The organism is Deinococcus hopiensis KR-140 (assembly GCF_900176165.1).
Lineage (GTDB): Bacteria > Deinococcota > Deinococci > Deinococcales > Deinococcaceae > Deinococcus > Deinococcus hopiensis.
Genome location: NZ_FWWU01000008.1, coordinates 487,337 through 509,801, shown reverse-complemented (window position 1 = coordinate 509,801; position 22,465 = coordinate 487,337). Strand labels below are relative to the sequence as shown.

18 protein-coding genes and 3 pseudogenes are annotated in these 22,465 nt (G+C 61.3%); 8 read left to right on the top strand and 13 right to left on the bottom strand.

All coding sequences use genetic code 11. The features are described from left to right. Positions 1-10: 10 nt before the first annotated feature. The gene (locus B9A95_RS13040; protein WP_084047684.1) at positions 11-880 is read right to left on the bottom strand and encodes an alpha/beta fold hydrolase; all 870 of its coding nucleotides are present in this window, start codon (positions 878-880) and stop codon (positions 11-13) included. 203 nt (positions 881-1,083) lie between these two features. On the opposite strand from B9A95_RS13040, the pseudogene B9A95_RS13035 reads away from it, so the two are divergent. Continuing rightward, positions 1,084-1,367, top strand: a pseudogene (locus tag B9A95_RS13035) (IS701 family transposase); the annotation flags it as partial. Here B9A95_RS13035 and B9A95_RS33725 read toward each other — a convergent pair. After that, a complete protein-coding gene (locus tag B9A95_RS33725) occupies positions 1,367-1,750 on the bottom strand; it encodes a hypothetical protein (RefSeq protein WP_170928574.1) in 384 nt (127 codons plus the stop codon). The pseudogene B9A95_RS13035 and the gene B9A95_RS33725 sit on opposite strands and share 1 nt — an antisense overlap. 236 nt (positions 1,751-1,986) lie before the next feature. Here B9A95_RS33725 and B9A95_RS13030 point away from each other — a divergent pair, with 236 nt between their 5' ends. From B9A95_RS13030 to B9A95_RS13015, 3 genes are all read left to right on the top strand, one after another. Continuing rightward, on the top strand, positions 1,987-2,211 hold the full coding sequence (locus B9A95_RS13030; protein ID WP_084047683.1) for an antitoxin VbhA family protein: 225 nt from the start codon (positions 1,987-1,989) through the stop codon (positions 2,209-2,211). A gap of 259 nt (positions 2,212-2,470) precedes the next feature. Beyond that, the gene (locus B9A95_RS13020) at positions 2,471-3,244 is read left to right on the top strand and encodes an IS982 family transposase (RefSeq protein WP_084047681.1); all 774 of its coding nucleotides are present in this window, start codon (positions 2,471-2,473) and stop codon (positions 3,242-3,244) included. 202 nt (positions 3,245-3,446) lie between these two features. Then, the gene (locus B9A95_RS13015) at positions 3,447-3,659 is read left to right on the top strand and encodes a hypothetical protein (RefSeq protein WP_084047680.1); all 213 of its coding nucleotides are present in this window, start codon (positions 3,447-3,449) and stop codon (positions 3,657-3,659) included. 307 nt (positions 3,660-3,966) lie between these two features. On the opposite strand, the gene B9A95_RS13010 is transcribed toward B9A95_RS13015, so the two are convergent. The 3 genes and pseudogenes from B9A95_RS13010 to B9A95_RS37170 form a co-directional block, all read right to left on the bottom strand. Further along, on the bottom strand, positions 3,967-5,499 hold the full coding sequence (locus tag B9A95_RS13010) for a sensor domain-containing diguanylate cyclase (RefSeq protein ID WP_084047679.1): 1,533 nt from the start codon (positions 5,497-5,499) through the stop codon (positions 3,967-3,969). A 205-nt stretch (positions 5,500-5,704) separates the two neighbouring features. Next, positions 5,705-5,875 (bottom strand): CBS domain-containing protein, encoded by a 171-nt coding sequence (locus B9A95_RS35460; protein WP_245808285.1) that lies wholly within the window; start codon positions 5,873-5,875, stop codon positions 5,705-5,707. An 87-nt stretch (positions 5,876-5,962) separates the two neighbouring features. Then, positions 5,963-6,097: pseudogene (locus tag B9A95_RS37170) on the bottom strand (CBS domain-containing protein); the annotation flags it as partial. Between the two features lie 1,076 nt (positions 6,098-7,173). Between B9A95_RS37170 and B9A95_RS36280 the strand changes: the two are divergent. Then, the gene (locus B9A95_RS36280; RefSeq protein WP_139806763.1) at positions 7,174-7,413 is read left to right on the top strand and encodes a cupin domain-containing protein; all 240 of its coding nucleotides are present in this window, start codon (positions 7,174-7,176) and stop codon (positions 7,411-7,413) included. 245 nt (positions 7,414-7,658) lie between these two features. On the opposite strand, the gene B9A95_RS12985 is transcribed toward B9A95_RS36280, so the two are convergent. The 7 genes from B9A95_RS12985 to B9A95_RS35450 form a co-directional block, all read right to left on the bottom strand. Then, positions 7,659-8,435, bottom strand: coding sequence for a family 43 glycosylhydrolase (locus tag B9A95_RS12985; RefSeq protein ID WP_212648321.1), 777 nt, complete (start codon positions 8,433-8,435; stop codon positions 7,659-7,661). Between the two features lie 1,045 nt (positions 8,436-9,480). Then, a complete protein-coding gene (locus B9A95_RS12975; protein ID WP_084047674.1) occupies positions 9,481-10,629 on the bottom strand; it encodes a hypothetical protein in 1,149 nt (382 codons plus the stop codon). A gap of 568 nt (positions 10,630-11,197) precedes the next feature. Next, positions 11,198-12,763, bottom strand: a complete 1,566-nt coding sequence (locus B9A95_RS12970) for a hypothetical protein (protein WP_245808284.1) — start codon at positions 12,761-12,763, stop codon at positions 11,198-11,200. Positions 12,764-12,892: 129 nt separating this feature from the next. Continuing rightward, positions 12,893-13,387: a PH domain-containing protein gene (locus tag B9A95_RS12965; RefSeq protein ID WP_084047673.1), complete on the bottom strand. Its 495-nt coding sequence runs from the start codon at positions 13,385-13,387 to the stop codon at positions 12,893-12,895. Positions 13,388-13,866: 479 nt separating this feature from the next. After that, on the bottom strand, positions 13,867-14,376 hold the full coding sequence (locus B9A95_RS12960; RefSeq protein ID WP_084047672.1) for an IS630 family transposase: 510 nt from the start codon (positions 14,374-14,376) through the stop codon (positions 13,867-13,869). 11 nt (positions 14,377-14,387) lie between these two features. Beyond that, positions 14,388-14,882, bottom strand: coding sequence for a winged helix-turn-helix domain-containing protein (locus B9A95_RS37165; protein WP_425429946.1), 495 nt, complete (start codon positions 14,880-14,882; stop codon positions 14,388-14,390). Positions 14,883-15,028: 146 nt separating this feature from the next. Further along, complete coding sequence (locus B9A95_RS35450; protein WP_245808283.1) at positions 15,029-16,159, bottom strand: multicopper oxidase domain-containing protein; 1,131 nt, start codon at positions 16,157-16,159, stop codon at positions 15,029-15,031. A gap of 822 nt (positions 16,160-16,981) precedes the next feature. Between B9A95_RS35450 and B9A95_RS33720 the strand changes: the two are divergent. Continuing rightward, positions 16,982-17,389 (top strand): annotated as a pseudogene (locus tag B9A95_RS33720) (transposase); the annotation flags it as partial. Between the two features lie 16 nt (positions 17,390-17,405). Here the strand turns inward: B9A95_RS33720 and B9A95_RS12935 are convergent. After that, positions 17,406-18,116, bottom strand: coding sequence for an IS630 family transposase (locus B9A95_RS12935; RefSeq protein WP_084047669.1), 711 nt, complete (start codon positions 18,114-18,116; stop codon positions 17,406-17,408). 334 nt (positions 18,117-18,450) lie between these two features. On the opposite strand from B9A95_RS12935, the gene B9A95_RS12930 reads away from it, so the two are divergent. Continuing rightward, positions 18,451-20,472 (top strand): WD40 repeat domain-containing protein, encoded by a 2,022-nt coding sequence (locus tag B9A95_RS12930; protein ID WP_084047668.1) that lies wholly within the window; start codon positions 18,451-18,453, stop codon positions 20,470-20,472. A 2-nt stretch (positions 20,473-20,474) separates the two neighbouring features. Further along, positions 20,475-22,376 (top strand): WD40 repeat domain-containing protein, encoded by a 1,902-nt coding sequence (locus B9A95_RS12925; RefSeq protein WP_084047667.1) that lies wholly within the window; start codon positions 20,475-20,477, stop codon positions 22,374-22,376. The last annotated feature ends 89 nt before the right edge of the window (positions 22,377-22,465 follow it).

Sequence of the window (22,465 nt, the reverse complement as noted above, 5' to 3'; positions counted from 1 at the left end):
GCGCGTCCGGTCATCCCCCGTTCAGGAATCCCAGCAGTGCCGCAGCAAGTTCCTCAGGCACCTCCTCCGCCAGGTGGTGCCCAGACCTGAGTCCATGGCCGCGTAGATCTGCCGCCCATGGACGCCAAATCGAGAGGATATCGGCGTACAGTTCCTCCTCATCGTCAAAGAGCGGCCAGAGGACCAACGTGGGACAGCGCAGGGAGCGCCCGGCCTCACGGTCGGCGGCATCGTGCTCTCGATCAATCCCCAGGCCTGCCCGGTAATCCTCCAGCATGGCGTGAACGGTGGCCGGGTCGTGGACGGCAGCGTAGTAGTCGGCGTAATTCTCCGCACCCATTTGCACCCGTTTCTCCGGGGAGTTCCCGTACCAGGCGTCAGGGTCGGCCAGGATGGCGCGCTCGGGTTTCTTAGGCTGCCCAAAGAAGAACCAATGCCACCACAGCCGGGCGAAGCGTTCGTTCGCCCGTTCCAGCGCCTCTCCAATGGGAACGAGGCCCAGGAACGCCAGATGCGAGACCTGCTCGGGGTGGTCCATCGCCAGGCGAAAGGCCACGTAGGAACCCCGGTCATGGCCCACAACGGCGAAGCGCCTGTGGCCCAAGTGGGCCATCAGCGCCACCATGTCGTCCGCCAGCGCACGCTTGGCCATGCCTCCATGATCGTCAGTGTCTGCGGGCTTCGAGGACTGCCCATAACCACGCAGATCCGGGCAGACGACCGTGTGGTGTTCTGCCAGGAGGGGCGCGACCCGGTACCAGGTGGTGTGGGTACGAGGATGGCCGTGGAGCAGCAGAACGGGCGGACCAGACCCACCGTGCCTCACCCGCAAAGTGGCGTCGGGCAGTTCAACCCTTTCCAACGTGAACTCCTCAAACATAGAGACCCCCAACACGGCTGACCGTACCATTCCTGCCCCCCTTTATCCGGGAGCCATCGGGTGAACCGCACTGAAACGAGCCGTACTTTGAACCCTGAGCACAGAGAGATGTATTGGGAGACGGCAGGCTTTCCGAAGGGTAGACTCAGGTTTTGCACCTGAATCGGTAGCGAAAGTGCGCTCTCAGACGCGAGAACGGGTGTGTGAACGACCTCAAGCTCGGCGGGGAGCGCGCCCTCCTTCTGGCAGACGCGCTTCTCTCTGTTCCAGCCAGTCCGTATCAACAGCGCAGCCTCCAGGCTGCGCTGGGTTTGTTTCTCGACCCAGGGACGAAGACCGCGCTCCACCGTGCTGAGACGGTCAGCGCAAGTGCGCTGAGTCGCCTACTGAACGTCTATGGGTGGAACACAGGGGCGTGCTGGGACCTGTTGTGTCAAGCGCAGTGGGGGACACGCTCCTCCTGGCAGCACGTCGGAGAAGCGGCCCTCACGGCATTGCCCAGTGGAAGTACATCACAGCGAGGGCGGTACTGGGAAGCGTCACCACAAAAGCCAGGACAGCTCCACCATTACCCCGCGTATGGCGCAGGCACCATAAACTCCAACCAGTCATCCAGGTCGGAATGCAGGCCAGACCGAGCAGGAACCACTGCACCGGCTTGTACGCCGCTTGAGGTGTGTCCACACTGCCCATCCCCACGAGGAGAGTCCAGATGCCGGCAGGAAGGAGAGCGGACACCAGTGCGATCCGCAAGGGCAGTACCTCATTTCGGACCGCGGATGCAAGCTTTTTCTCGATCAGCACCACACTCCACACTGGCCCGCCCAGGATGACGAGGCACAGCAGCGGGAGCGAGAAGAGAGTGATCATGCGGCGAGGGTACTGCTCCTGGCAATTCTTTCGTAGACCCACCACAGCCCGACAAGCGGTCTGTTTGGAAATCAAGCGGGGCTGCCCTTCCCATCACGCTTCCACTTGGGCTGAGGTTTCCCGCTCTGCCTGGACCCGCGTGGATTTCCCAGCCAAGGGCCTGCGCTCAGGAATGTCCGTTTTTCATGGGGTGCATCGCATGTGGCGAGTAAAATGTGGTCAGGAGGGCCAAGGCCATGACCACGATGGAGGAACACATCCGCGCCGCCCGCGAGGCCGCCATGCAGGAGCATGAAGCCACCGAAAAACGCCGGAAGATCGTCCGGTCTGTCGCCCACAGCAGCGCGATGGAAGGGCTGCCCCTCGATGCCGAAACCCTGCGCTTGCTCGATCAGTACGCCGACGGCACGATGACCACCGAACAACTGCGGGAAATCGTCCTCGCCCAATACCGCCGCTGAACGTGGCTGGCCTCGATCCATACACCGACGACCAAGGCGTCATGAAGAACCGTCTCGGCATCACGGATGCCGGGACGCTTTCACAGGCCGAGTGTCAACTGGCCTCCATCCGGGCCATTGAGATCAAGGACTTCAGAAAGGCAGGCAGATTCGACTCGCAATATTGGACTGTAAAGTGCTCCTAGAAATAACGCACGCCGTTTAGGGCTTGAGGCTGGGGTAGCCGAGTAGGACGGAGACGAGGAAAAATGGAGACGGTATGTGCAGATACCGTCTCCATCATAGTTTAGGTCGTCGTGCGGTGATTCGTCAGCTCCACCGTTGGGCGAAGCGGCACTTCAGCGATCTGAAGCGATTTAAGCATCAGAAGCTGACGGATGCCCTGCTCGTGGCCCTCTTGCTCGCTCGCTTCGTGTTCAAGCAGCCGTATCGCTCGATCTGGTGGAACATGTTGAGGGAAGACCGCGTCGGTCTTCCCTCCTACACCCAGGCGTACATGCGAAGCGTGCGTCTGCTGGAACGCCTCGAAGCCTTGGTCAGCCCCGCCAAACGCTGTGCAGAAGTGATCATTGACTCCATGCCGCTCCCGGTGTGTCGCCCGAAACGAGGCAAGCGGTGCAAGTTCCCGGGAGCGAAATGGGGGTTTGGGACCCAGGGCGACGTGTACGGGTACAAGCTGCATGCCTGGGTGACACCCGCAGGGGAGATCGTCCAGTCCCTCCTCAAACCCGCCAATCTTCACGACACCACCGTCAGCTATGAGTTGAACCGGAGGTGGCCTGAGTTCGGCGGGCCAAAGATCATTGGGGACAAGGGCTATTGCTGCCTGGGCTACCTGTTCCCACCCAAGAAAAACACCCGCTATGACAACGGGTGGCGGCAAGACCGCCACCCAAAGCTCCGCAAACGCATTGAAACCGTCTTTTCACAATTGGTCGAAGCTCAAATTCGCTCCGTTCAGACCAAAACACTTCCCTCTCTCCGGCTCCGCGTCGTCCTGGCCGTCCTCGCCCATAACCTCGCTCAGCCCTAAACGGCGTAACGCGTTGAACGAGGTGATTATTGGCTTGAACCGCCGTCTGGGTTCCCGATTCCAGCCCGGGGTCGTGAAGTTGCGCTGGGCTCTAGGCCAAAGGCCCGCACAACGCCGAGAATCCCCTCAGGTGTTGTACTCTCCCTATTTACGGCACCCTCATTCCAGCACGCCCCAGCGGGCCTGGCAGGAGCACACCATTATGGGTAAGAAACGCGACATTCCCACCTACGAGCAGACCCATCCCCCTCACCTTGCTACCACCGACGCTTTGGCTGATGAAGGCCTCAAGGCTACCCGGGACCAGCTTCCCGCTGCGCTCCTGAAATACAAGGGCGAGGACTTCGAACGCCTCAGCGCTCTGTATGAACGCGCGCTCTGCGTCCCCATCGAGCAGAAACCCGAGACGCCATAACCGGCCTTGGCCTCCCCCACTCCGCCCACCTCATCTTCACCAGCTGAGCCGTCCTCTACGAGCACAGCTGAGCAATTGCTGGACCTGGGTGCTGTCACGACCGCGCGGCACCAAAGCACTCTTCCTCTGCGCGCCCTATCTTGCGCAGACGCTGGGCTTCGTGCCTTTTGCCCTCGGCATCGTCCACTGACGTCATTGAGACGGTGGGTGAACGGCGATGCATCATGCACCTCCGCGCTCAGCTATTCCTATTCCCAACTTACTTCTCCATCAGCCCAATAGAATCAGATCCCCAAAAGAAGTGTATTCAGACTTCGACTTGGTTCTGAGCGTCCTTCCGGCGGCGCTTCGCTTCGTACATCCGTACGTCTGCCAACTTCACCACATCTGCTGAACGCTCCACAGCCGAACTCTGGGCCACACCAACGCTCGCCCCAATGCGGCTGATCGCGCCCTGTTGCGCAGCGGGCACAGCGACGTCCACCATCTCGTACACGTCCTCTTCCTCAACCACCTCCGGGAGGAGCAGTACAAACTCATCGCCTCCCAGTCGATAGACCTCACCCTGGTCACCCACTTCAACCTTCAGCGCTTGCGCAAACAGACGGAGCACCTTGTCACCTTGCGCGTGGCCCTCAGTGTCGTTCAGCGCTTTAAAGCCGTCCAAATCCATCAGGGCAAGCGTGTAGTTCGCTCCTGAGGCTTCCAACTGCTCCAGATCCTCATCCAAGGCTCGACGGTTGAGGGCTCTCGTGAGGGCATCCTGCCTCGCAGCCTGGGCGGCGGCCTGAAGAGCCGCCCGTTCATTCAACGCCGCCCGCACACTTCGTCCTGCGGCTTCCAACAACACGCGGTCACTCCCCCGCCAGGGGAGTTCCCGCTCCTGCCCGACCCGCAGGGTGAGCATCAGGAGGGTCTTGCCTTCCCAGGTGCCCAAAGGAACCCAGGCCGCCGCTTGCAGTCCTGCCTCAACCACAGCAGGGAGCGCATCAGGATGGTCCCGGTAGGTATCCAGATAGAACGGCGTGTTCAGCCCCTCCATGATGTGTGTGACGCTCTGTTTCGCCGTATTGAGGCGCTCAGCCAGGTTGAACAACACTGGATGAAGATCTGGCTGCCCGTACACCCGCTGCGTATGCGGTTGACCGTTCTCAAAAGTAATGAGTCCCGTCCAGTCCGCCTGGATGGCCTGCCCGATCAGGGTCGCCGCTTCCCGCACCGCTTCTTCCAGGGTGAGAGGTAAGTCCATCAGGTCGTGAACCGCTTGCAGTGTTCTGGCATGCTCCAGTCTCTGGCGAAGATCCTCCGCCTGCTCCACTTGAGCACTCATTTGGGATTGCATCCGCTGAAGATGACTGCGCAATTCCAATTCATTGACCGCCATTGCCGCGAGGTCCTGAAGCGCGCGGAGGTCTTCTTCCTCTAGGGGGTGCGGTTTGTTATCCGTAATGCACAATGTTCCGATGCGGTGACCGCGGGGCGTGATCAGGGGAGCACCGGCGTACATGCGGATGTGCGGCTCGCCCGTCACCATGGGATTGTGCATGAACCGTGGATCGGAGGAGGCGTCCGGCACGACGAAGGGGGCGTCTCCCAGGATGGTCCACGCACAAAAGGAGTACTCGCGCGGCGCTTCTGAATCATCCAGCCCGACCATGGCTTTCCCCCATTGACGGTCGACATCCACGAAGTTGACGACGGCCACGGGAACGCGGAGGAACCGGGCTGCCAGGCGGGTCACCCGGTCAAAAACCTCTTCGCGGGCTGTGTCGAGGATGTGGTACTGCGCCAGGTCCAGCAGTCGTGCTGCTTCGTCAGGCGGAACGGGCGCTCCAAGCATGGTCCAAGTGTAGGAAAATCCACTTACATTCCTCGTGCTTGTGTATGCACCAAGCCCAGGGCAAGCGGTCGTAACACTCTCATAAGCTGACCGCCCACAAGATACGCAGACTGAAGTCCCGGCTTCCTACCAGGAACGTTGGCGTCCGCCTCGTTGACTTGCGAGAATCTCACGAGGAGAGGCGGAACGACTGAGCTGATGGTTGTTAGGAGGTGAGCCGGACCAGTTCACGCAGCAGATCCTTCACAGTCACGATGCCAGTCAAATGACCGTGTTTGTTGACCACGAGCAACGCGCTGATGTGGCGCCTCAACAGATGCGCGGCCGCCTGCGAGATGGAAGTTTCCTCATCGACCGTGATCACCTCGCGGGTCATGACGTCTCTGACTTTGATCGTCCCTACGTTTTGGATGAGCTCCCCGCGGGATAACGCAGGCACGTCAGACGGCCATGCCTCCTTCAGGTCACGGTCACTCAACATTCCCACCAAACGTCCGCTTTCGAGTACAGGCAGGTGGCGGCATTGACCCTGCCGCATTTTCATTAGTGCAATGGGTAGAGGTTCACCTGGACCAATGGTATGCAAGGAAGCCGACATGATTTTCCGAACAGACGTCAAGTGGCTTCACCTCCTTTCATTCAGCGCTGCTAAAGGTGTCACCTGCGTCGGCTGATAACCCATGGCAAAAAGATACTGAGCGTTCAGTGCCAGCGGGTAATTCTGCCAGAGCGAAAACCCTTTATTCTCGCTGCACCTTGCCTTTGCCTGGACTCACTTTCCCTGCCAGGGGGCGGTGCACGGCGCTAACCACACATGGTTTCCCTGGGCCGTGGACTCCTTATCCCGCCCAATTCAGCGCGCATTCTCGAACACCTTGGACTCAGCCGCGTTCTCCAGGAGGACGTCGCCCTGAAGGACATGCAAATCCTGGATGCGAGCGGGAAGCTGCTTTATCACCGTGATCAACGGGAAGTCGAGCAACGGTACGGCCGGCCCCTTGTTGGCGTGGCCAGGGTACGGTGTAAAGCGGTTCTGGCCCAAAGTCTTTCAGTAGGGACCATCCTGCCCCGGCACCGTTTGGATACTTGCACTTCCTTCCGCACCCTGCTGGACGGTCTCACGCAACTGGAGCTGGAACCGCAACAGTCTATCACACGGGAGGATCACCTCCCCTTTCCCGGTATACGCGCACAGTTCGGCCAGGTGAGCGTATGACCCTGTGGCCCACGTCAGAAGGCAGCCTCTTTGATCGTGTCGGCGAGAAGCGGATGCGGCGGGTGCTGTGGGCTTTTTACTGGGTGGCAACGGCAGATACGCTTCTCGGACCCGTGTTCATAGGGAAGGTCGGTCCCTTTCCACACAGAGGCTGGCCAGTGCATATCGCCCGGCTGGAGGGCTTCCGGTGGGCGGTCATGGGCGGACCAGGTGCCTACCGGGGACAGCCTGGCCCAGCACATACGGGCCTGGGCATCATCCCACCACACTTTGATCGCTGGCGCTGTGGAAGGACACGCTCTCGGCAGAAGCGGAGGCGCTGCTCGCCCTGGCAGGCCGAATGCATCCCAACCTCGAACGCTTCGCCCATCTCTCTCCAAATCACTCCGCCCCGAAAGACGCCGCCTTACCAAAGACTTCCTCCGAACCCCTGTGCAGGAGGACCCTTCTCATGACAGCTGATCCCGCCCGCCCTGCTGTTCGAGTACCAAGCGGGCGAGGGCTTACCTCTCCATACCCATGCCGGACAGGCGGCGGCGGTTGCCGTCCTGGATGGACGCCTGGGCTTAAGCTTGGACGACCAGGCATTTGAACTCCCTGCAGGCCATGTCACCCGGGTCCAGACGGACGGCTTCTTCTCCAGCCAAGCGCTGGAGGACGGCACGCGGGTACCCGTGACGCTGCTCGATCTCAGTTGATCCTTTCCCCACCCCCGCGTTTCCGCTGATGTTGACCCCCGGCTCAGACTGCCCTCGTCAAGGCCACCGTTCCCGCGCTCGAAGCGCATGGGGAGAGCGTTACCCAGCACTTCTACGCCTCCATGTTCACGGCACACCCGGAACTGCTGAACATCTTCAATCCTGCCAATCAGAAAACTGGACGGCAGGCCCGCAGCCTCGCGATCGTCTTTGGGGCGCGGCTTAGGACAATCCATAGCCAACGGTCACTCGTAGTCTTCAATGCACCACTCGTCGTGCCAGTCGAAGTACGCCATATCGCCGTCAAACCGGACGGGCAGCCACACGTAACCCGCTGCCGACGTGTCGGGCGCCGCGAAAATCTCGGGAGTTTCCCGTTCGTAGCGCTCGAAGTGCTCGCGGGGGTGGTCACTGGCGAACGCCGTTTCAAACATGCCGGCGGCTTTGCGGGCGTCCACGTCCCGGTCACCCAGCCAGCGGTCCGCCAGGGCAATGTAGAGGTCTTTCTTGTGCGGGTGGTTGAATACCGAGCAGATCTGTGACCGGTAGGATGTGCGACTGTCGTCGTCCGGGTGGGGATCGCCCAGCACCGTCCAGGGGCCGTGGTAGGTCTTGGCAACCGCGACTTCGGACGCGTTCGGGAAGTACCCGGTGGTGCCGGACGTGAACAGGTAATGCAGGGGCCCGCGGCGGAAGTAGGCTGGCGCTTCACGCACGAAGGGTGGATGAGGATGCGGGAAGTGCGTGGAGTAGTACCCCGTCACGTTGGTGTAGTCCTCCGTGAGGTCCGCGCAGATCATCTCGCTGTGCACCCGCTCAAAGTAGTAGTAGCCTTTGCCATCCACTGGATCGACGGCCAAGTCAAAATCGCCAGCGCTCATGCCGAGTGGGCGCAGATTGGTGCGCACCATCCGGTAGGGGCCGAGGAGCGAGTCAGCGACCAGCACGGTCGATTTCTGTGTGTCGTCCGGGTGCATCACCTTGAGCCAGCAGACGTACTGGCGGGTGAAGCAGTGGCGCAACTGTGGGTGCTTGACGGCCTGGCGCAGGCAGCCTGAACCGGACAGCAGATTCGTACGTGACTCCGCCTGTTTAGGTTGTGGAATTGGTACTCAACCTTGAAAGGGCAGGTGACCTGAACTTCAGTCCACCTGCTGTACCACTTCCTGATACGTCTGGAAAGCAGTTTGTTGGTCGTGCCAGCAGCGAGTGAGAACAGTGGAACGGGAGCGATTATGCAGGTTTACCAAACAGCCATGGGTGAGTGGTTTCCCGAGCTCAGGGATGTAGAGAGGAACTTCGACCACGACAGGTTTTCGCTTTCTCATCATTTAGGAGTCTTAACGCCTACACTTGTGACAAGTGACCCACTGGTCGCCATGGGCCCAGGAGGGGCAATTTTCCGTCTCCCAGCAGCGGGCCCTCTACTCCCGCGCTTTCAGACCTTCACGGACTACCCCGTGACCAGAGCTCCATTTTACCCAGTGATATTATTGAATATAAAGAAGCGTTAAATTTTCTAATATGCTGCCAAAATCCCCGAGTGCGTTTCGGATTCTTGATCACCTCATATCGACCCTGCCGGACACACCTATCCGTCTGAGTGACTGGCTCAGCCTCCTCCCTGAAGGTGTGAACATCAGAAGTGCGTCGACCGAAGCTATTTCCGCTGTTTCTGAGCGTTTGGCCGTCCGTCGGCCTGGGGCGAGGGGGTATTACGTCATCACGGAGAAGGGGCGACAAAGACGTGCTGAGCTACACGCCCTCTTGGAGGGGATGGAGAGTGGTCAAGACCGATCCTCTCCAAGCAGATGGTAAGCGGTACATGCTGGGCACTGATCCCCAGAAACTTGCGCTCAACGAATTGCCCTATCTTGCCTGCACGTGTGAGGCGCTTTTACTCGTTACGGTCTCGCCACTCGAGTTCTTCCTGAATCACTCGGCGCTCCATCTCTTCGGAAGCCAGGCAGATGACTATGGTCGTCTCTTTGAAGGTAAGGCGAATGGCTCTGTCTGGGAGTGCTTAAGCTGTGCTTGAATTCTGGCTCTGGTCCTTGTCCGGCCGCCTCAAACAGAGGCCGCCATACCGGGTTGTTGGGGCACGGGATACAGCAAGCGGCCCATCCCTCGGAGGCTCCTGTGCCTTGCCCAGGCCTCCTGGGCGAAACGGTACGGGAGTCGCCTCGCCTTGGACCAGGTCCGCGCTTCCTCTGGGGTGAACAGGATCGTCCGAGGGTCCTCCTGCACATACACCAACGTATCGGTCTGCCCCTGATTCCACCTTGCCCGGAGGGTCTCGCACCCCGTTAACACCACTGTTTGAGGTCCAGCCGAGGTATTCAAACAGGTGATCGCCGGTACAGGTGCTTCTGGCTTTGGCGTCTTGGCTTGGCCCTGAAGGGTGGACACGAGCGCTGATGTGTCGGCCCACTGAAAGCCTTTGGTCCTGCGCTGGGCCATCTCCAGAGACCCGTCCAGATCAGGGGCGGTCGCGTACAGCGTCACAGGCCCTTCGTTCGTCTTGACCTGATGGACCCGTTGCTGTCCAGGATAGGGCTGCCTCGTCCCCTCATCGATCCACCCGAAGGGGTGGCAGAGGTCGCCACGGTCACACCGAATGGCCCATTCCGGCTGGGTGAAGAGGTCCGGATGGAAGACCACCGGATAGGGGAAGCTCTTAAGATCCCACGCTGCAAGTCGGGCGTACGCTTCCTCGACGTACGGACGCATTCGGAGCAGAACGCTACTCAGGTCCTGCTGCTTTCCCGTCCGCTTGACCTCTTCGGGTCGAAAGCCCAACCAGGGCTGGTCAGCTTGATAGATGACAGTGTTCTTCAGCCCCAACTGCTGACGGCGTGTCACCCGGTTGCGTCCGTCAATCAAGCTGGAGATGTGGGAGGACGCCGCTGCTGCGGCAGTAAGGGCAACCACGTGGAGATCTTCAGGAGCGGTTTGGGGTGCAGGGCGAGGGGCCTGACCCTGGAGGAGGGGCGCGGTGGGCACCACCGTGAAGGCGTCCCACTGCGCGTCCAGGGCAGCCAGGGAGGCGTACATCAGGGCAAGGGTGGCATTGTGACCCGCGTAGATGGGAGCGGGAGAACCTTCGGGCTGCACGACAGCACTAAACTGCCAGTCGCTCCTTACCTCTTCTCCCAGAGGCGTAAGGAAAGACGCCTGAGGCAGAGCAGTGGTGGAGGAAAAGGCAAACATCTTCATCTGATCTTAAAGTAAAACCGTGAGAAGACTTCTTCGTTTGCCCGTTCTGGAGGAAGGCAACTGTGGAATCGCTGGACTTGGTCGAGTACACGCCGCCGCTTGTCCCCGAGTTTGGACTGGGTGTGACCCGGCGATCAAAGCTGCGTAACGTTCTTTTTGATTGCCGACCCACTCGCGATCTGCCGGGTCACAGTCCCTGGTCCAACATACAGGCAGCTCCTGAGCAGCGCAACGGGATGAGGTAGGGTGAGGTCATCTCGGACGTGACCTGCCCGAATAGCGACCGTCTCGAAGCGCGCAGCCTCAAGTTGGAAGCACAGGTCGCCCACCTACGCCCGTATCTGGGGGCCGCGAGTCGTCCTCTCTTGCCCTTGGAGTTCAACGCTGCGGACTGATGGGTGAAGGTCGCGAGACCGGCAGACAGTGGGAACGGAGTTCTGCTGAACTTCACGAGGAGGCTGGGGGAGGACACCCGTAAACGTGTTGATGCGTCAAGCTTGAGGGGTAGAGGTAGTTCACTGCGGAGATGACGCTGACCCCCGGTGACCGGGACGAACGCCCCTAGCCCTCAGTCCATGAGGTGGTCCGAGCCGCCGATGGTGACCAGCTTCGGGGAACGTACGAAGAAGAAGAGTCGCTTTTGCCCGCCGTCTCCGTACTTCAGCGTGATGCCGTAGCCGCTGATGCTATAGGTGCCCGAGGTGCTGCTTTGGCTGAGTGTGGTGACGTTGGAGGTCGACCCGCTCGCCGAGCGCCCGCCCTTGAAAGTCCCCTGGGGCGTGAAGGTGTACGCGTTGGTCACCGCCACCACCACGTCGCCGCCGAGGGCGGTGTTGCCACCCCCCGAGATGGACGAGTAGGTGCCGCTGAGCTTGAGTCCAGCGGGCGCGGGCTTCAGGGTTTCTTGCACCTCGAAGGTGTCGGTGCTGCCGTCACCCCATTTGATCAGGAAGTTCTTGCCCTGTTTCGTCCACTTGCCCCACTTCTGCGGCTCCAGCTCACGCGAGAGCTTATAGTTGAAGCTGTTCGGGGCCCAGTAGGGATCGTTATACACGGTGCCGTCTTTCAGAAACAGCGAGGCGGGGTAGGTGGTGATCATCATGCCGCCCACGCCGGTGGAGTACGAGAGTTCACTGTAGACACCCTGAATCTGACTGTCCTTCAGGCCCTGTCCAGCGGCCACGAGAAACTTCTCGGCAGGCTGGTTTTTAAAGCGCCAGCCTACGTCGGCAGTGGACAGGGTGGATTTTTTCAGACCAGCGGCGGCAGCCGGGCTCAGCACCTGACAGTCTCTCAGGGTGATGTTCGTGGAGTCGTCGAAGTCGCTGACCGTGCCCACCACGGTTACGGTCTTGCCGCGCAGGTTGTCGAGCGCGCCGTCGACCAGCGTGTTGTAGCAGTACACGTCCCAGCGCACCTCGCGGCGCTCGTCTTCCTGCTCGAGCGAATCGAAGCGGGGGGCCACTTTCCCCGTCACGGCCACCCGCGCTCCAAGCGAGCGCAGCTTGTTCAGGACCGCTCCCTCCTTCGTCCGTGCGGACGCCCCTTTGGGTTGGGCGGCGAGCGTCTGACCAGCGAGGCTCGACAACTGCGCGACAGTGTAAACGGTGCCGGTGGCAGCTGTGCTCGCCGAGCCTGACGTTGCAGTGCCTTTGGCCGCTCCCGCCGCCGTATTTGCGCCCGTTCCCGCCTCGGGCTTGCCCGCAAGAATGGCGCCTAGGCCCGGTGCCTTGCCTTTGACGTCAAAGGCGTCACTCTGAAGCTGGTTCGGGAACAGGCCGCAGACCTGCGCGGGGGTGCCGAGCTTTTGAAACGTGGCGGTCAGGCCACTCACCTGGGCTTGAAGCTGTGTGCGCAGCTCGCCCTGGAGCTTGGCCCCGAGCAGTTTGCTCAGCTGGACCTCGAACCCGGTCAGGCCCTGCGCCTGGGCCCAGGCGGTGAAGGCCTGGCGGGTGCGTGTGGCGGTACCCGGGTCGTTCTGCACGCAGTAGTCGCGAAAGCCTTGCGCGGTCAGGTAGAGGGCGTAACCCGAGGCGAGGGTCTGCGCCTGCTGCTGCACGGAGGAGCTCTGCGCCTGCGCGGGGCACAGCAGTGCGGGGCCCAGCAGGGCCAGTAGGCGGCGAGAAAGAGACATGCCCCACCGTACTCCCCACTTTGCTCAATGTTGCTGGGCATTGGGTGAATGCTGCGTCGGTGAAGGCGCACTCAGCACGTAGACCTCTGATGGGCTGATCTTCCCTTTCCGGGATAATTTCAACGCTCATTAGACGCGGCCCAGATGTACGCCGCGCTGTACCAAGTCCGTCAGGAACGCTCCTGGATCGGCCGGTGTGAGGAAGTGCGCCTTGCCGCCCTCTTGCAGGATGACGCCTCCGTGCGTCGCCGACGAAGCTGCGAGGACGCCCTTGAGACCGTCGGCGTGAAACAGGTAGTACCCGGGTAGGCCCATGCCGCCCATCTTCAGGCCGAGATGCCCGGCAGTCTGCCAGGCGGTCATGCCGGCGTACGGTAGCCGCGTTTGCCCGGAGAGGCGCGTGATCACCAGGGCGTCCGGTTCAAGGTGGTAGGAGAGGCGGCGGGGTGCGAGCAGCATGCCCGCAAGCAGGAGCACAAGGGGAAGCAGGATGAAGAGGGGCGTGAAGTCGTGGCGCTGGCCTGTGGGGAGGAAGATTGGAATGAGACATGCGATCGCGGAGAGGCCCAGCACCACCCACATGTACCTGGGCGCGGACGCAGGAGCGAGGGGAATGGTGCTCATACCGTCATCGTGACAGCTTCAGAGGCAGAGGCGATGCATAGTCCTGCAGGGTCCCACTCAGGTGGAATCGCGCCTCAGGGTGGTACATGCGAACCGAACCCATCCAAGCTGTGGCCCACTGCATCTGTTCAAAGCACGCCATGACGTCTGTCGGCTCCAGCATCGATTGCACCTTGACCCAGCGACCTCCACCCACGCGTGATCAGAGATCCGGGCGGAAATGCTTGGCTTTTCTCGAAGAATCGGCGCGTAATTGCCAGTGGGCATGTCATCACGTCGTACGTGAACTCACAAACGCTGGTGGACGCCTGGTGTTGTTGAACAAAGGCCGCGGCCTGGCTCAGTCTCAGGATCCGGTCGTCATGAGGCTCGACCCAGTGCTCTACACTTCAGTCTGCTGAACGGCCCTGACAGGGAGCAGGCAACGGGTGTCCCCGTCGCCTGCTCCCTTCTCTCGCAACTCCTCATACGAATTCCGATTAGTTTGTTATACGAGGCCACCAATGGAAGAAGGTGAGCGAACGGATTTGCTCCCTCTGCTGTTCTAACCGACGACACTGCTTTGCAAGCAAGGCGGTCAGGGCTTCCAGGTTTTCGAAGTGACGATTCTTCAGCGGTGCATCTGTGAGGGCCCAAAGGCGTTCGGCGGGTTGCAACTCTGGGGAGTAGGGCGGCAAGAAGACGAGTTCAATGCCCGGTGGGCACTTCACCTGCGGGGTGGCATGCCACCCCGCACCATCGAGGACCAAGATGATCTCCCGGGTCTTTCCAGTCTGTGTGTCGTGGGCAAAGCGGTCCATCACCGCCTGGAAGGCCGCCGTATTGACCGTAGGCAACAGCCAGTATTGGCTCTCTCCCGTCTGTGGGCAGACGAACGCACAGACGTAGAGCCACTCATACCGGTGTTGGACACGCACGGTCGGGGCTTTGCCTCGCTCAGACCACTGCTTCCCCACCAGGGGCTTGAGCCCTACACGGTGTTCATCCATGCACCAGACTTCTACCGCTCGTCCAGTGCCTTCAGTACGCGCACCAGCTGCTTGGACCACGGCTGGGAGGACTTTTTTTTGAATCCTTCCTGAGTCGCCTGATCGGCCTCGACATGTCGAGGCCGGGGGACCTGGAGGCTGTATCCCACCGCGTCTAAAAACTCGTAACAGCGGCTCAGATGCACGTCCTTGTCCAATTCCTGCTTCACCCAACCCTGCACCCGTGCGCCATTCCACACACCGCCAGCCGCGGTGTCTGCCCGAATCGTCTGTGCCAGGAGGAGCACTTCAGCGTCGCTCAGCAGGGTCGGCGCGCCACTGTTGTGGTGTCGCCGATCTTTGAGCCCTGCCAGACCATGTTGATGGTACGCGTCGATGATTTTGTCTGCGCCTTGATAGGAGTAGCCCGTGAGCTTGAGCGCTTCGGCAGCGCTTTTCCCTTCTGCTAGGAACGCGAGGAGATGACTGCGTCGTCGTTCGACCGCGCAGGTACTCCGGCGGTAGATGCTCCAGAAGTCGTCGGCAGTGTGCTGGAAAGTGACCTTTCTGATCTCATTATTATAACAGATTATTCGGAATCCGTATCAGTTGGTCTTCGCGTCCGGGCACCTGTGCGCCTACAGGTAAAAGGAACTCCCCCAGAGATCATCCATCACTCCACAACGATCTTGGCAACCATATTGGTGTGGGGCAAGCAGTAGTACTCGAAAGTACCCTTCTTCGTAAAGGTGTAGGTCCACGCTTCTCCCTGGGCAATCATGGTCGGCGTTCCCTTCGCCTCGTTCGAGGAGTCAAAAGCTCGAGCTTTCGGATCGCCGCCCGGTAGGCCAGCTGTCACGCTGTGTCCAACCACATCTCGGTTGACCCATGCGACCTTGGTCCCCGCCTTCACATGCAGTTCCTTTTGATCAAAGCCAAAGTTGACGATGTTCACCACTTTGATGGGTGAGCCCTCAGGAAGGTGGTCATAGATATGGTTATGTGCCGGGCTGTCGTCGGCGTACTTCTCTGTAGGCGCCTTCGCTGCTTCAGCTCCTGCTCCGTGACTGTGCGCGTGCTCACCAATGTTCTGTACAGGCGTTCCAGCCGCACTCAGCGCCGGACCACCTTTGATCATGACGTGAATGCCCCCCGGGTAGAGGTCGTTGTTGGTGACGTCCTTGACGATGTGGTCATGGAAGGGAAAGTCCCCATCGCGTCCCTTGACCAGAACGTCAACGCGTTCCCCAGGCCCAATCAGGAGCGTATCTTGCTGTACGGGCTCAGACAGCGAGAAGCCGTCTTTGTCGAGAATCAGGAAACTGTTGCCGTGCATATGCAGGCTGTGCACCTCCTCGCCAAAATTGGCAATACGCATGAGGTCCGTCTGACCGTCTGGAATGGCGATGTCGGGAATCAGAGGGAACGACTTGCCATTCACCAGGAAGTAGTTGGGCTCGCTCTTATGCACGGGGGCAGTAGGGTTCTGGCGGCTGTCCCACTCGTCGAGGATCATGGCGTGCTCGTTCGTCCACAGCTTCTCCTTTGAATTCCTGGGCTCGACTACGATTGCGCCGTACATGCCCATGTCGGCGTGCAAGTACGTCTGAAAGTGACAGTGGTACCCGAAGGTCCCCGCTTCCGTGGCCACGAACTCGTATGTAGTCTCCTGACCAGGCAGCACCTCTGTCAGGCCGTCCATTTCCTGAGAAAGACGATCGATGCCGTGCAGGTAGAGGGTGTGAGGCTGGTCGTGCGTATTCTTGAAGTGAATAACGACATGATCACCCTGCTGTACGACCAAGGCAGGTCCGGGGACCGTGGGCTGCTGACCTGGGAAACCGAAGGCCCACTGCTCCACCTTCACCCCAGGCGCAATCTCCGCCTGGATCTTGTAAACCTCGATGGTGAATTCACGCCGTTCGCCGGTGGCTCGCTGCACAGGCAGCGTGTGGTTGTCCTGGACACACACGGTGGTCCTGACAATACCGAGCTGCTGGAGTTCGCTCGCACCGCAGACCTCACTCTCCTCCCCACAACTCCAGACATCAATGGTCTCGATGGTGCGGCGCAGACGGCCGAGATCCTGCGGTCCGGTGGGGTCTCGCCCCGAAGCTACATGGCCCTGATCACCATGGTCCGCCCAGGCGGCATGAAAAAGATTGAGGCGCGGCGGGGTCTGAAAGAGCAGAACGTGCCGGTGATGACTGCAACCGTGCGCATCAGCGAGGCTTTCCGCGACGCGACGAACGCGGCCGTCTTGGTGAAGGACCTGCGTACGGATATTGCTGGGAAGTGCTGGCGCGATTACGAGGCCGTGGCTGGGGAAGTGCTCGCCGCACCTTGGGGAGGGAGGGATACGGCTTCCCCCAGTCCCTCCGACGATGTTTCCGGTTCTTGGGGCACACCGGACGCGGCTGCGGGAGCCGCAGGCCCAACCAGGCGATTCTTCATGGCCACAGAATGGCTGAGGAGGGTGCTGTGCCGATATGGATGGCCGAGTGCGAATCGCAGTGATCCGGAATTGACCTTCAATGCCTCGCTCCTGGCCCTCCATGCAGACCGTACCCCTGCGTTGCAGGAATGCGTTCTTGACCTCACCGAGCAGCAGCGAAGCACTCCTCTTGAACATATGCGGGTCGTGGCCACCAGGTCACCCACAGGTGACCTGGTCATCATCGCGACAGATTTCGCCGTGTGGGAGACATGGAAGCTCTATAAGCTCCGCTGGACCATCGAATGTACCTTCAGTTCGCAAAAGATGCGGGGCTTCGATCTGGAGCGCACTGGAGTGAAAGACAAGAAGCGCCTCGAGCGCTTGTTCGGGCTGGTCACTCTGGCGTGGCTGAACTGCTTGCGAGTGGGGGTCTGGCGCCATGAGATCAAACCCATCCCCATTCTGGCTCATGGCCGCCGGGCCATGAGCCAGGTGCGGTACGGATCAGAACTTCTGCGCAACACGTTGCGCTGGGTCCCACACCAACTCAACGAAATCCTCGAAGTCTTGATAAGACCTTTTCCCTCGCTGGGATAGTAAAAAAGTGAAGTTGTCAGCTACTGAGCTGGACTACTTTCGACTTGTGAGTGATGTAGTTATCCAAGATCAGATGGACGTCCAAGTCCTCAGGAATGTTCTGGTGCACTTCCTCCAGGAAGGCCTTGAACTCCTCTGTGCGATGCCTGGGGTAACACTTCCCAATCACCGTTCCGGCCTTCGCGTCCACTGCTGCAAAGAGGGTGGTGGTGCCGTGACGCACATAGTCGTGCGCCTTTTTCTCGACTTCCCCGGGTTGCATGGGGAAGATTGTGCCGTTGCGCTCCAGCGCCTGTATTTGCGGCTTCTCGTCTACGCACAGCACCAGGACCCGAGTAGGAGGGCTCAAGTACAAACCTACGATGTCCCGTACCTTCTCAATGAATAACGGGTCCTTCGAGAGTTTGAAGGATTCGGACAGATGAGGACGCAACCCAAATGCTCGCCAGATGCGCAGCACTGCGCTCTGGCTCATTCCACTCGCCCGAGCCATGCTCCGTGTACTCCAGTGGGTTGCGTCTTCTGGCAGACTGTCCAACGTCAACTGAATCAGCTTCTCCACGTCTTGGTCCTGGATTTTCCGAGGTGTTCCACTTTTTGGGGCATCACTCAGGCCCGCAATCCGGTCCTGCACGAAGCGTTGTCGCCACGTCCGGACGGTATGACGACACACGCCGAGTTGCTGACCGACTTTGGTCAACGACGCATACGGTTGATCTGCACTCAAAAGGATGAGTTAAGCACGAGCCGCGAGACTTCGAGGTGTTTTGCGTCTACGCACGAGTTCGAGCAGACGTTGTCGCTCTTCGGGAGTCAGAACGATATGGGGTGGACGTGGGCTGCGGGCCATTGGATACCTCCGGCCCTGGCTTCCTCCTACCCCTTCAAACTGTCAACGTTTTTCTGAATCAGACCACCAGAACAACCGGTCCATGCCATTGTCTGGAAGGTTTTCGAGCAGTTCGATCACCGGCTCTCCCTTTCCACCTAAAGTCTGACGTAGTGCCCGCACCCAGCCCCTAGACTCCAGGCGCTCTCACGTGTTCTCTGGAGGAACAGCCTTGAAACGACTGCTCTGGTTTCCCCTGTTGCTTTCCTCGCTGGCCTGTGCCGCGCCCCTGACCCTGCAAGACACCCTGACCTTCGTGGGTCATCCCGGAGCAATGGCCTGGGGGACGCTGACGCCGGATGGACAGAGTGTGTTCTCGCAGGGAGGAAACACCCTCATCGAATGGGACGCGGAGACCGGTCAGCCCCGCCGGGTCCTTCAGCCACTGAATGGAAAGGACTTTGCCCCGGTCCGCCAGGATTTCTGGCGCAGCGATTCGCCCGATGGCGTGAGGGTCCTCGTGACCGAGAACACGGCGCGGCAGCCGGGCAGCTCTCACCTCTCCCTGCTCAACCTGCACAGCGGCAGGGTGGACGCCTCCTTCGAGGTTCAGGACGGCCCCCTCGGCCTGACCTGGGGCACAGGCCAGCGGGCAGTGGCTTTCGCAGACCGCGAAGACGGCAAAATCTGGTTCTGGCATGAGGGGATGGCGCAGCCGGATTGGCTGCAGGGGGGCACACGCTGGGAGTTTGGCCGGACGGCTTTTTCAGCTGACAACTCTGTGCTGTACGTGCTGGGTGAGGACCTCTCGGCCTATGACAGCACCAGTGGCAAGGCGCTCTGGACACTGGCCGCTGGGGACCTGAGGGGCCGGGACGGGCGACCAGTGCGGGCCTGGAGAAAAGAATTCGGTGACCCGGTGTTCGTCAGCAGTCCCTTCAGCCCGCGCCTGCTGGTGCAGACTTCGGACGGTCTGGCGCTGCTCGACCCTCAGGCGCGCACGCTCCTGGCCTACCTCGATCCGGGGTTCGACCGGGTCCGGGAGGTGAAGTGGTCGCCCGACGGCACGAAGGTTCTGCTCGTCACCGACAGCTACGTGCATGTTGTGGACGTGGGCAGCGGTCAGACGCTGGGCCTCGTGGACGGCGAGAACGTCATCGGAATGCCCGACGGGGGTTCGGTCTGGACGCAGATGTTCTCGCATTTTCTTCATTCCAACGTCTCCAGTGGGCTGGACGTGGAAACAGTGAAGGCGAAGACCGCCTGGAATGCGCCGGTGAGCGTCGACGCCAGGGGCCGCCCGAGTCGATGGCTGGGAAGAGGGAAGGCGGGATACAGCGTCTTCACGCCGCGGGGACAGGTGCCGCTGACCGAACACTTCACGCGGCTGGCCCGCTCCTCACCGGACGGCCAGACCATCGCGAGCCTCGGAGATGACCAACTCTGGTTGCTGGACACGCAGACGCACGCAAAGCGGTTGTCCGTTCCTGTAGGGGATGCGTTCGACTTCGCCTTCAGTCCCGACGGACGCTGGCTCGCGGTGGGCGGCTGGAACACGACGCGCCTCCTTGACGCCCATACGGGCGAAACCGTGAAGGTCCTCGAACCCACATCCGAGCAGCGCAACTCCGGGGGCCGCAAGTGGCAACCCGGTCCGCGCGGGCTGAACCGCTCACTGGCCTTTTCACCTGATGGGCAGCAGCTGGCGGTGGGGTATGAGGCCAGCACCATCGGCCTGTGGGACGTGGCGAGCGGCCAACTGACCCGGACCCTCGGGGGCGGGCGGGGCTGGGTGCTGTCCCTCGCCTTCTCGCCCGACGGCGCGCGGCTGGTTTCGGGCTGGGGCGACGGGACGCTGCACTTCTACGGTGTCCGCAGCGGTGAGGTCTCCCCGGTCCAGCAGGTCAATCAGGGCTTCGTGCGCTGGCTGGCCTTTTCCCCGGATGGAAAGCAGGTGGCCGCCGCGTCGGGCGACGGCAGCGTGAGTCTCTGGACGCCTCTGGGCAGGCCACTTCACCGCCTGACCGGGCACACAGGGGCCGCCACCACGGTCACCTATCTGGACGCGGGAACCCTGGTCAGTGGAGACACCGCGGGTACGTTGCGGGTCTGGAATGCCGAGAACGGCCGACTGCTGGGACAAACGGACACCCGGGGCGCGGTGGTGCAGTCGCTCGCCCTCTCCCCGGATGGCCGCCAGCTCCTTAGCAGTGACCGCGACAACGCGCTCCGGGTTTACGGAGTCCCGAAATGAGGGTGCCCCTCTCTTCCCTCGCGCTGCTGGCCGCCCTGAGCCTCGCCGCTCCGTCACGGGCCGCCGGTGCGCCTGACCTGGCCCACGCGCGGGTCAGCGCTCAGGTCAATTTTCCGCTGGGACAGCAACCCTGGCCGCTGGCGTTCTCACCCGGTGGCCGTGAGCTGCTCAGCATCGACAGCTCCGGCCTCAGCCTCTGGGACGTGACCGGAAAACGGCTGTTGTGGCGGTTCGGCCTTCCAGCAGGCCGTGAGTGGCAGGCCAGGCCTGACTGGGCCGAGTGGCACGGCGGTGAAATCGTCCTTTACGCCGAGGGAAGCGTAAACCTGTTCATCACTCGGTTGGACGCCCAGACAGGCAAGGTGCTGGGACAGGAAAAGCGGGTGGCACCCGACCTGCCCCGCCGGATCATCGCGCCGGAAGTGCCCGCTGCCCGGCTTGAAACCCTGTCCCATACCCTCTGGCGGACGGACGTGGACGAACCTCCCTTTGATCGCCGCCTGCTGGCGACCTACACGTATGCGCCGGAGCACGGCCTCCTCGCGTTCAAAGGGCCCGACGAGGGCAGCGAGAATGGGATAGAGGTGGGCGATCAGCCCGTACAGGTCTACAGCGAGGCCGCTGGAAAGGTCATCTTCCGCTTTCAGACCGTGCTGCCCGACTGGCTCTCCTCCTCCAGCACGCTCGATAGGCTGGACCAGCTCAGTTTCAGTCCCGACGGGCGTTACCTGGGCTGGAGCGCGGCGGGCCGCCTGACCGTCTGGGACATGGAGAGCGGGACCAAGGTGGCGGTGCTGCGCCCCCAGCCGTTTGAAGCCGGCTTCCGTGGCCCGCGGGTCACCTGGGGAAGCGACAGCCGTACAGTGACCTTGAGTGACAGCACCTGGCTGCGCCTCTACCGCCTTCCAGACGGCCAGCTGCTGCGGAGCCGGGACGTGAAGGAAGGCTTTTTCGCTTTCTCGCCGCAGTGGGACCTCGCGGGTGCGGAGCCGAACGCCCTCAACATTCAGGCAGCGGGCGGTGAGTCGTTCCGTCTGGGGCGTTCGGCGGGGAGCGTCTTCTTTTCGGAGACGGACCGCAGCTTCATCAGCTTCACGGATGAGCAGACCGCGTGGCTTTATCCCGGCGGCGCGCGGGAAGTGGTCCAGCTTCACTTGAGTCGCCCCATGCAGGTGGAGAATGTGCGGCTGAACCTCGCGGCAGGAACGCTCGACCTGTTCGGTGCTGTTCTTACGCCGCCCGACCTCCAGGGCCAGCAGAATACGCCGCCCCCCGTCTTCTCCGCCCAGCGTATTTCCCTCACCGCTGCCCTGAAGGCTGGGCCCTCGGCACAGCCCTTCAACGTCTCCCTGACCGAACAGCGTCGCACCACCGAACCGAACAGTGAATGTGTCCAGGGCCAGCCTGCGGAAAGGTCCCAGAGCCCGCAGAAGGGCCGCTCCTGGCCGTCGCCCGCGTATACCCTGCGCCTGTGCGAGAGCCCGTATCTGCTCACGGCGCGAAAGCTGGGAAATGGGGCCGATGGTTCAGCCCTCTGGCGGGTTGCTCGGCCTGCGGGCAGCGGCCCCACGCTCGTCAGTCACGATGACCACACGCTACTGCTGACTTTCCCCGAACGTGAGGTTCGGATCTACCATGCCGCCAACGCCTCGCTGCTGGCCCGCCTCAAGGTGCCGGGCCAGGGCAAGCTGTTTCCCTCTGCGTTTTGCCTGGGTCCTGACGAGCGGGTGCTGGCGCTTCAGGTAGAGGACCAGTGGCACTTTTACGACCTGCGCACCAAACTTGAACTGCCGGCCCCACCTGCCCTTCGCCGTGCCCGCAAGCTCGATTTCGTGGACGGGGGAAAGGCCCTGGCCGTGCAGCAGGACTCGGCCGTGGTGTTCTACGATCTTCAACAGAGGTGACTCCTCAGCAGCCCCCGAGCGGGCTGGCAGGATGAGGTACGGTGAGGGCATCTCGGACGTGACCTGCTTCGCGGCCGTAACAGCGGGCA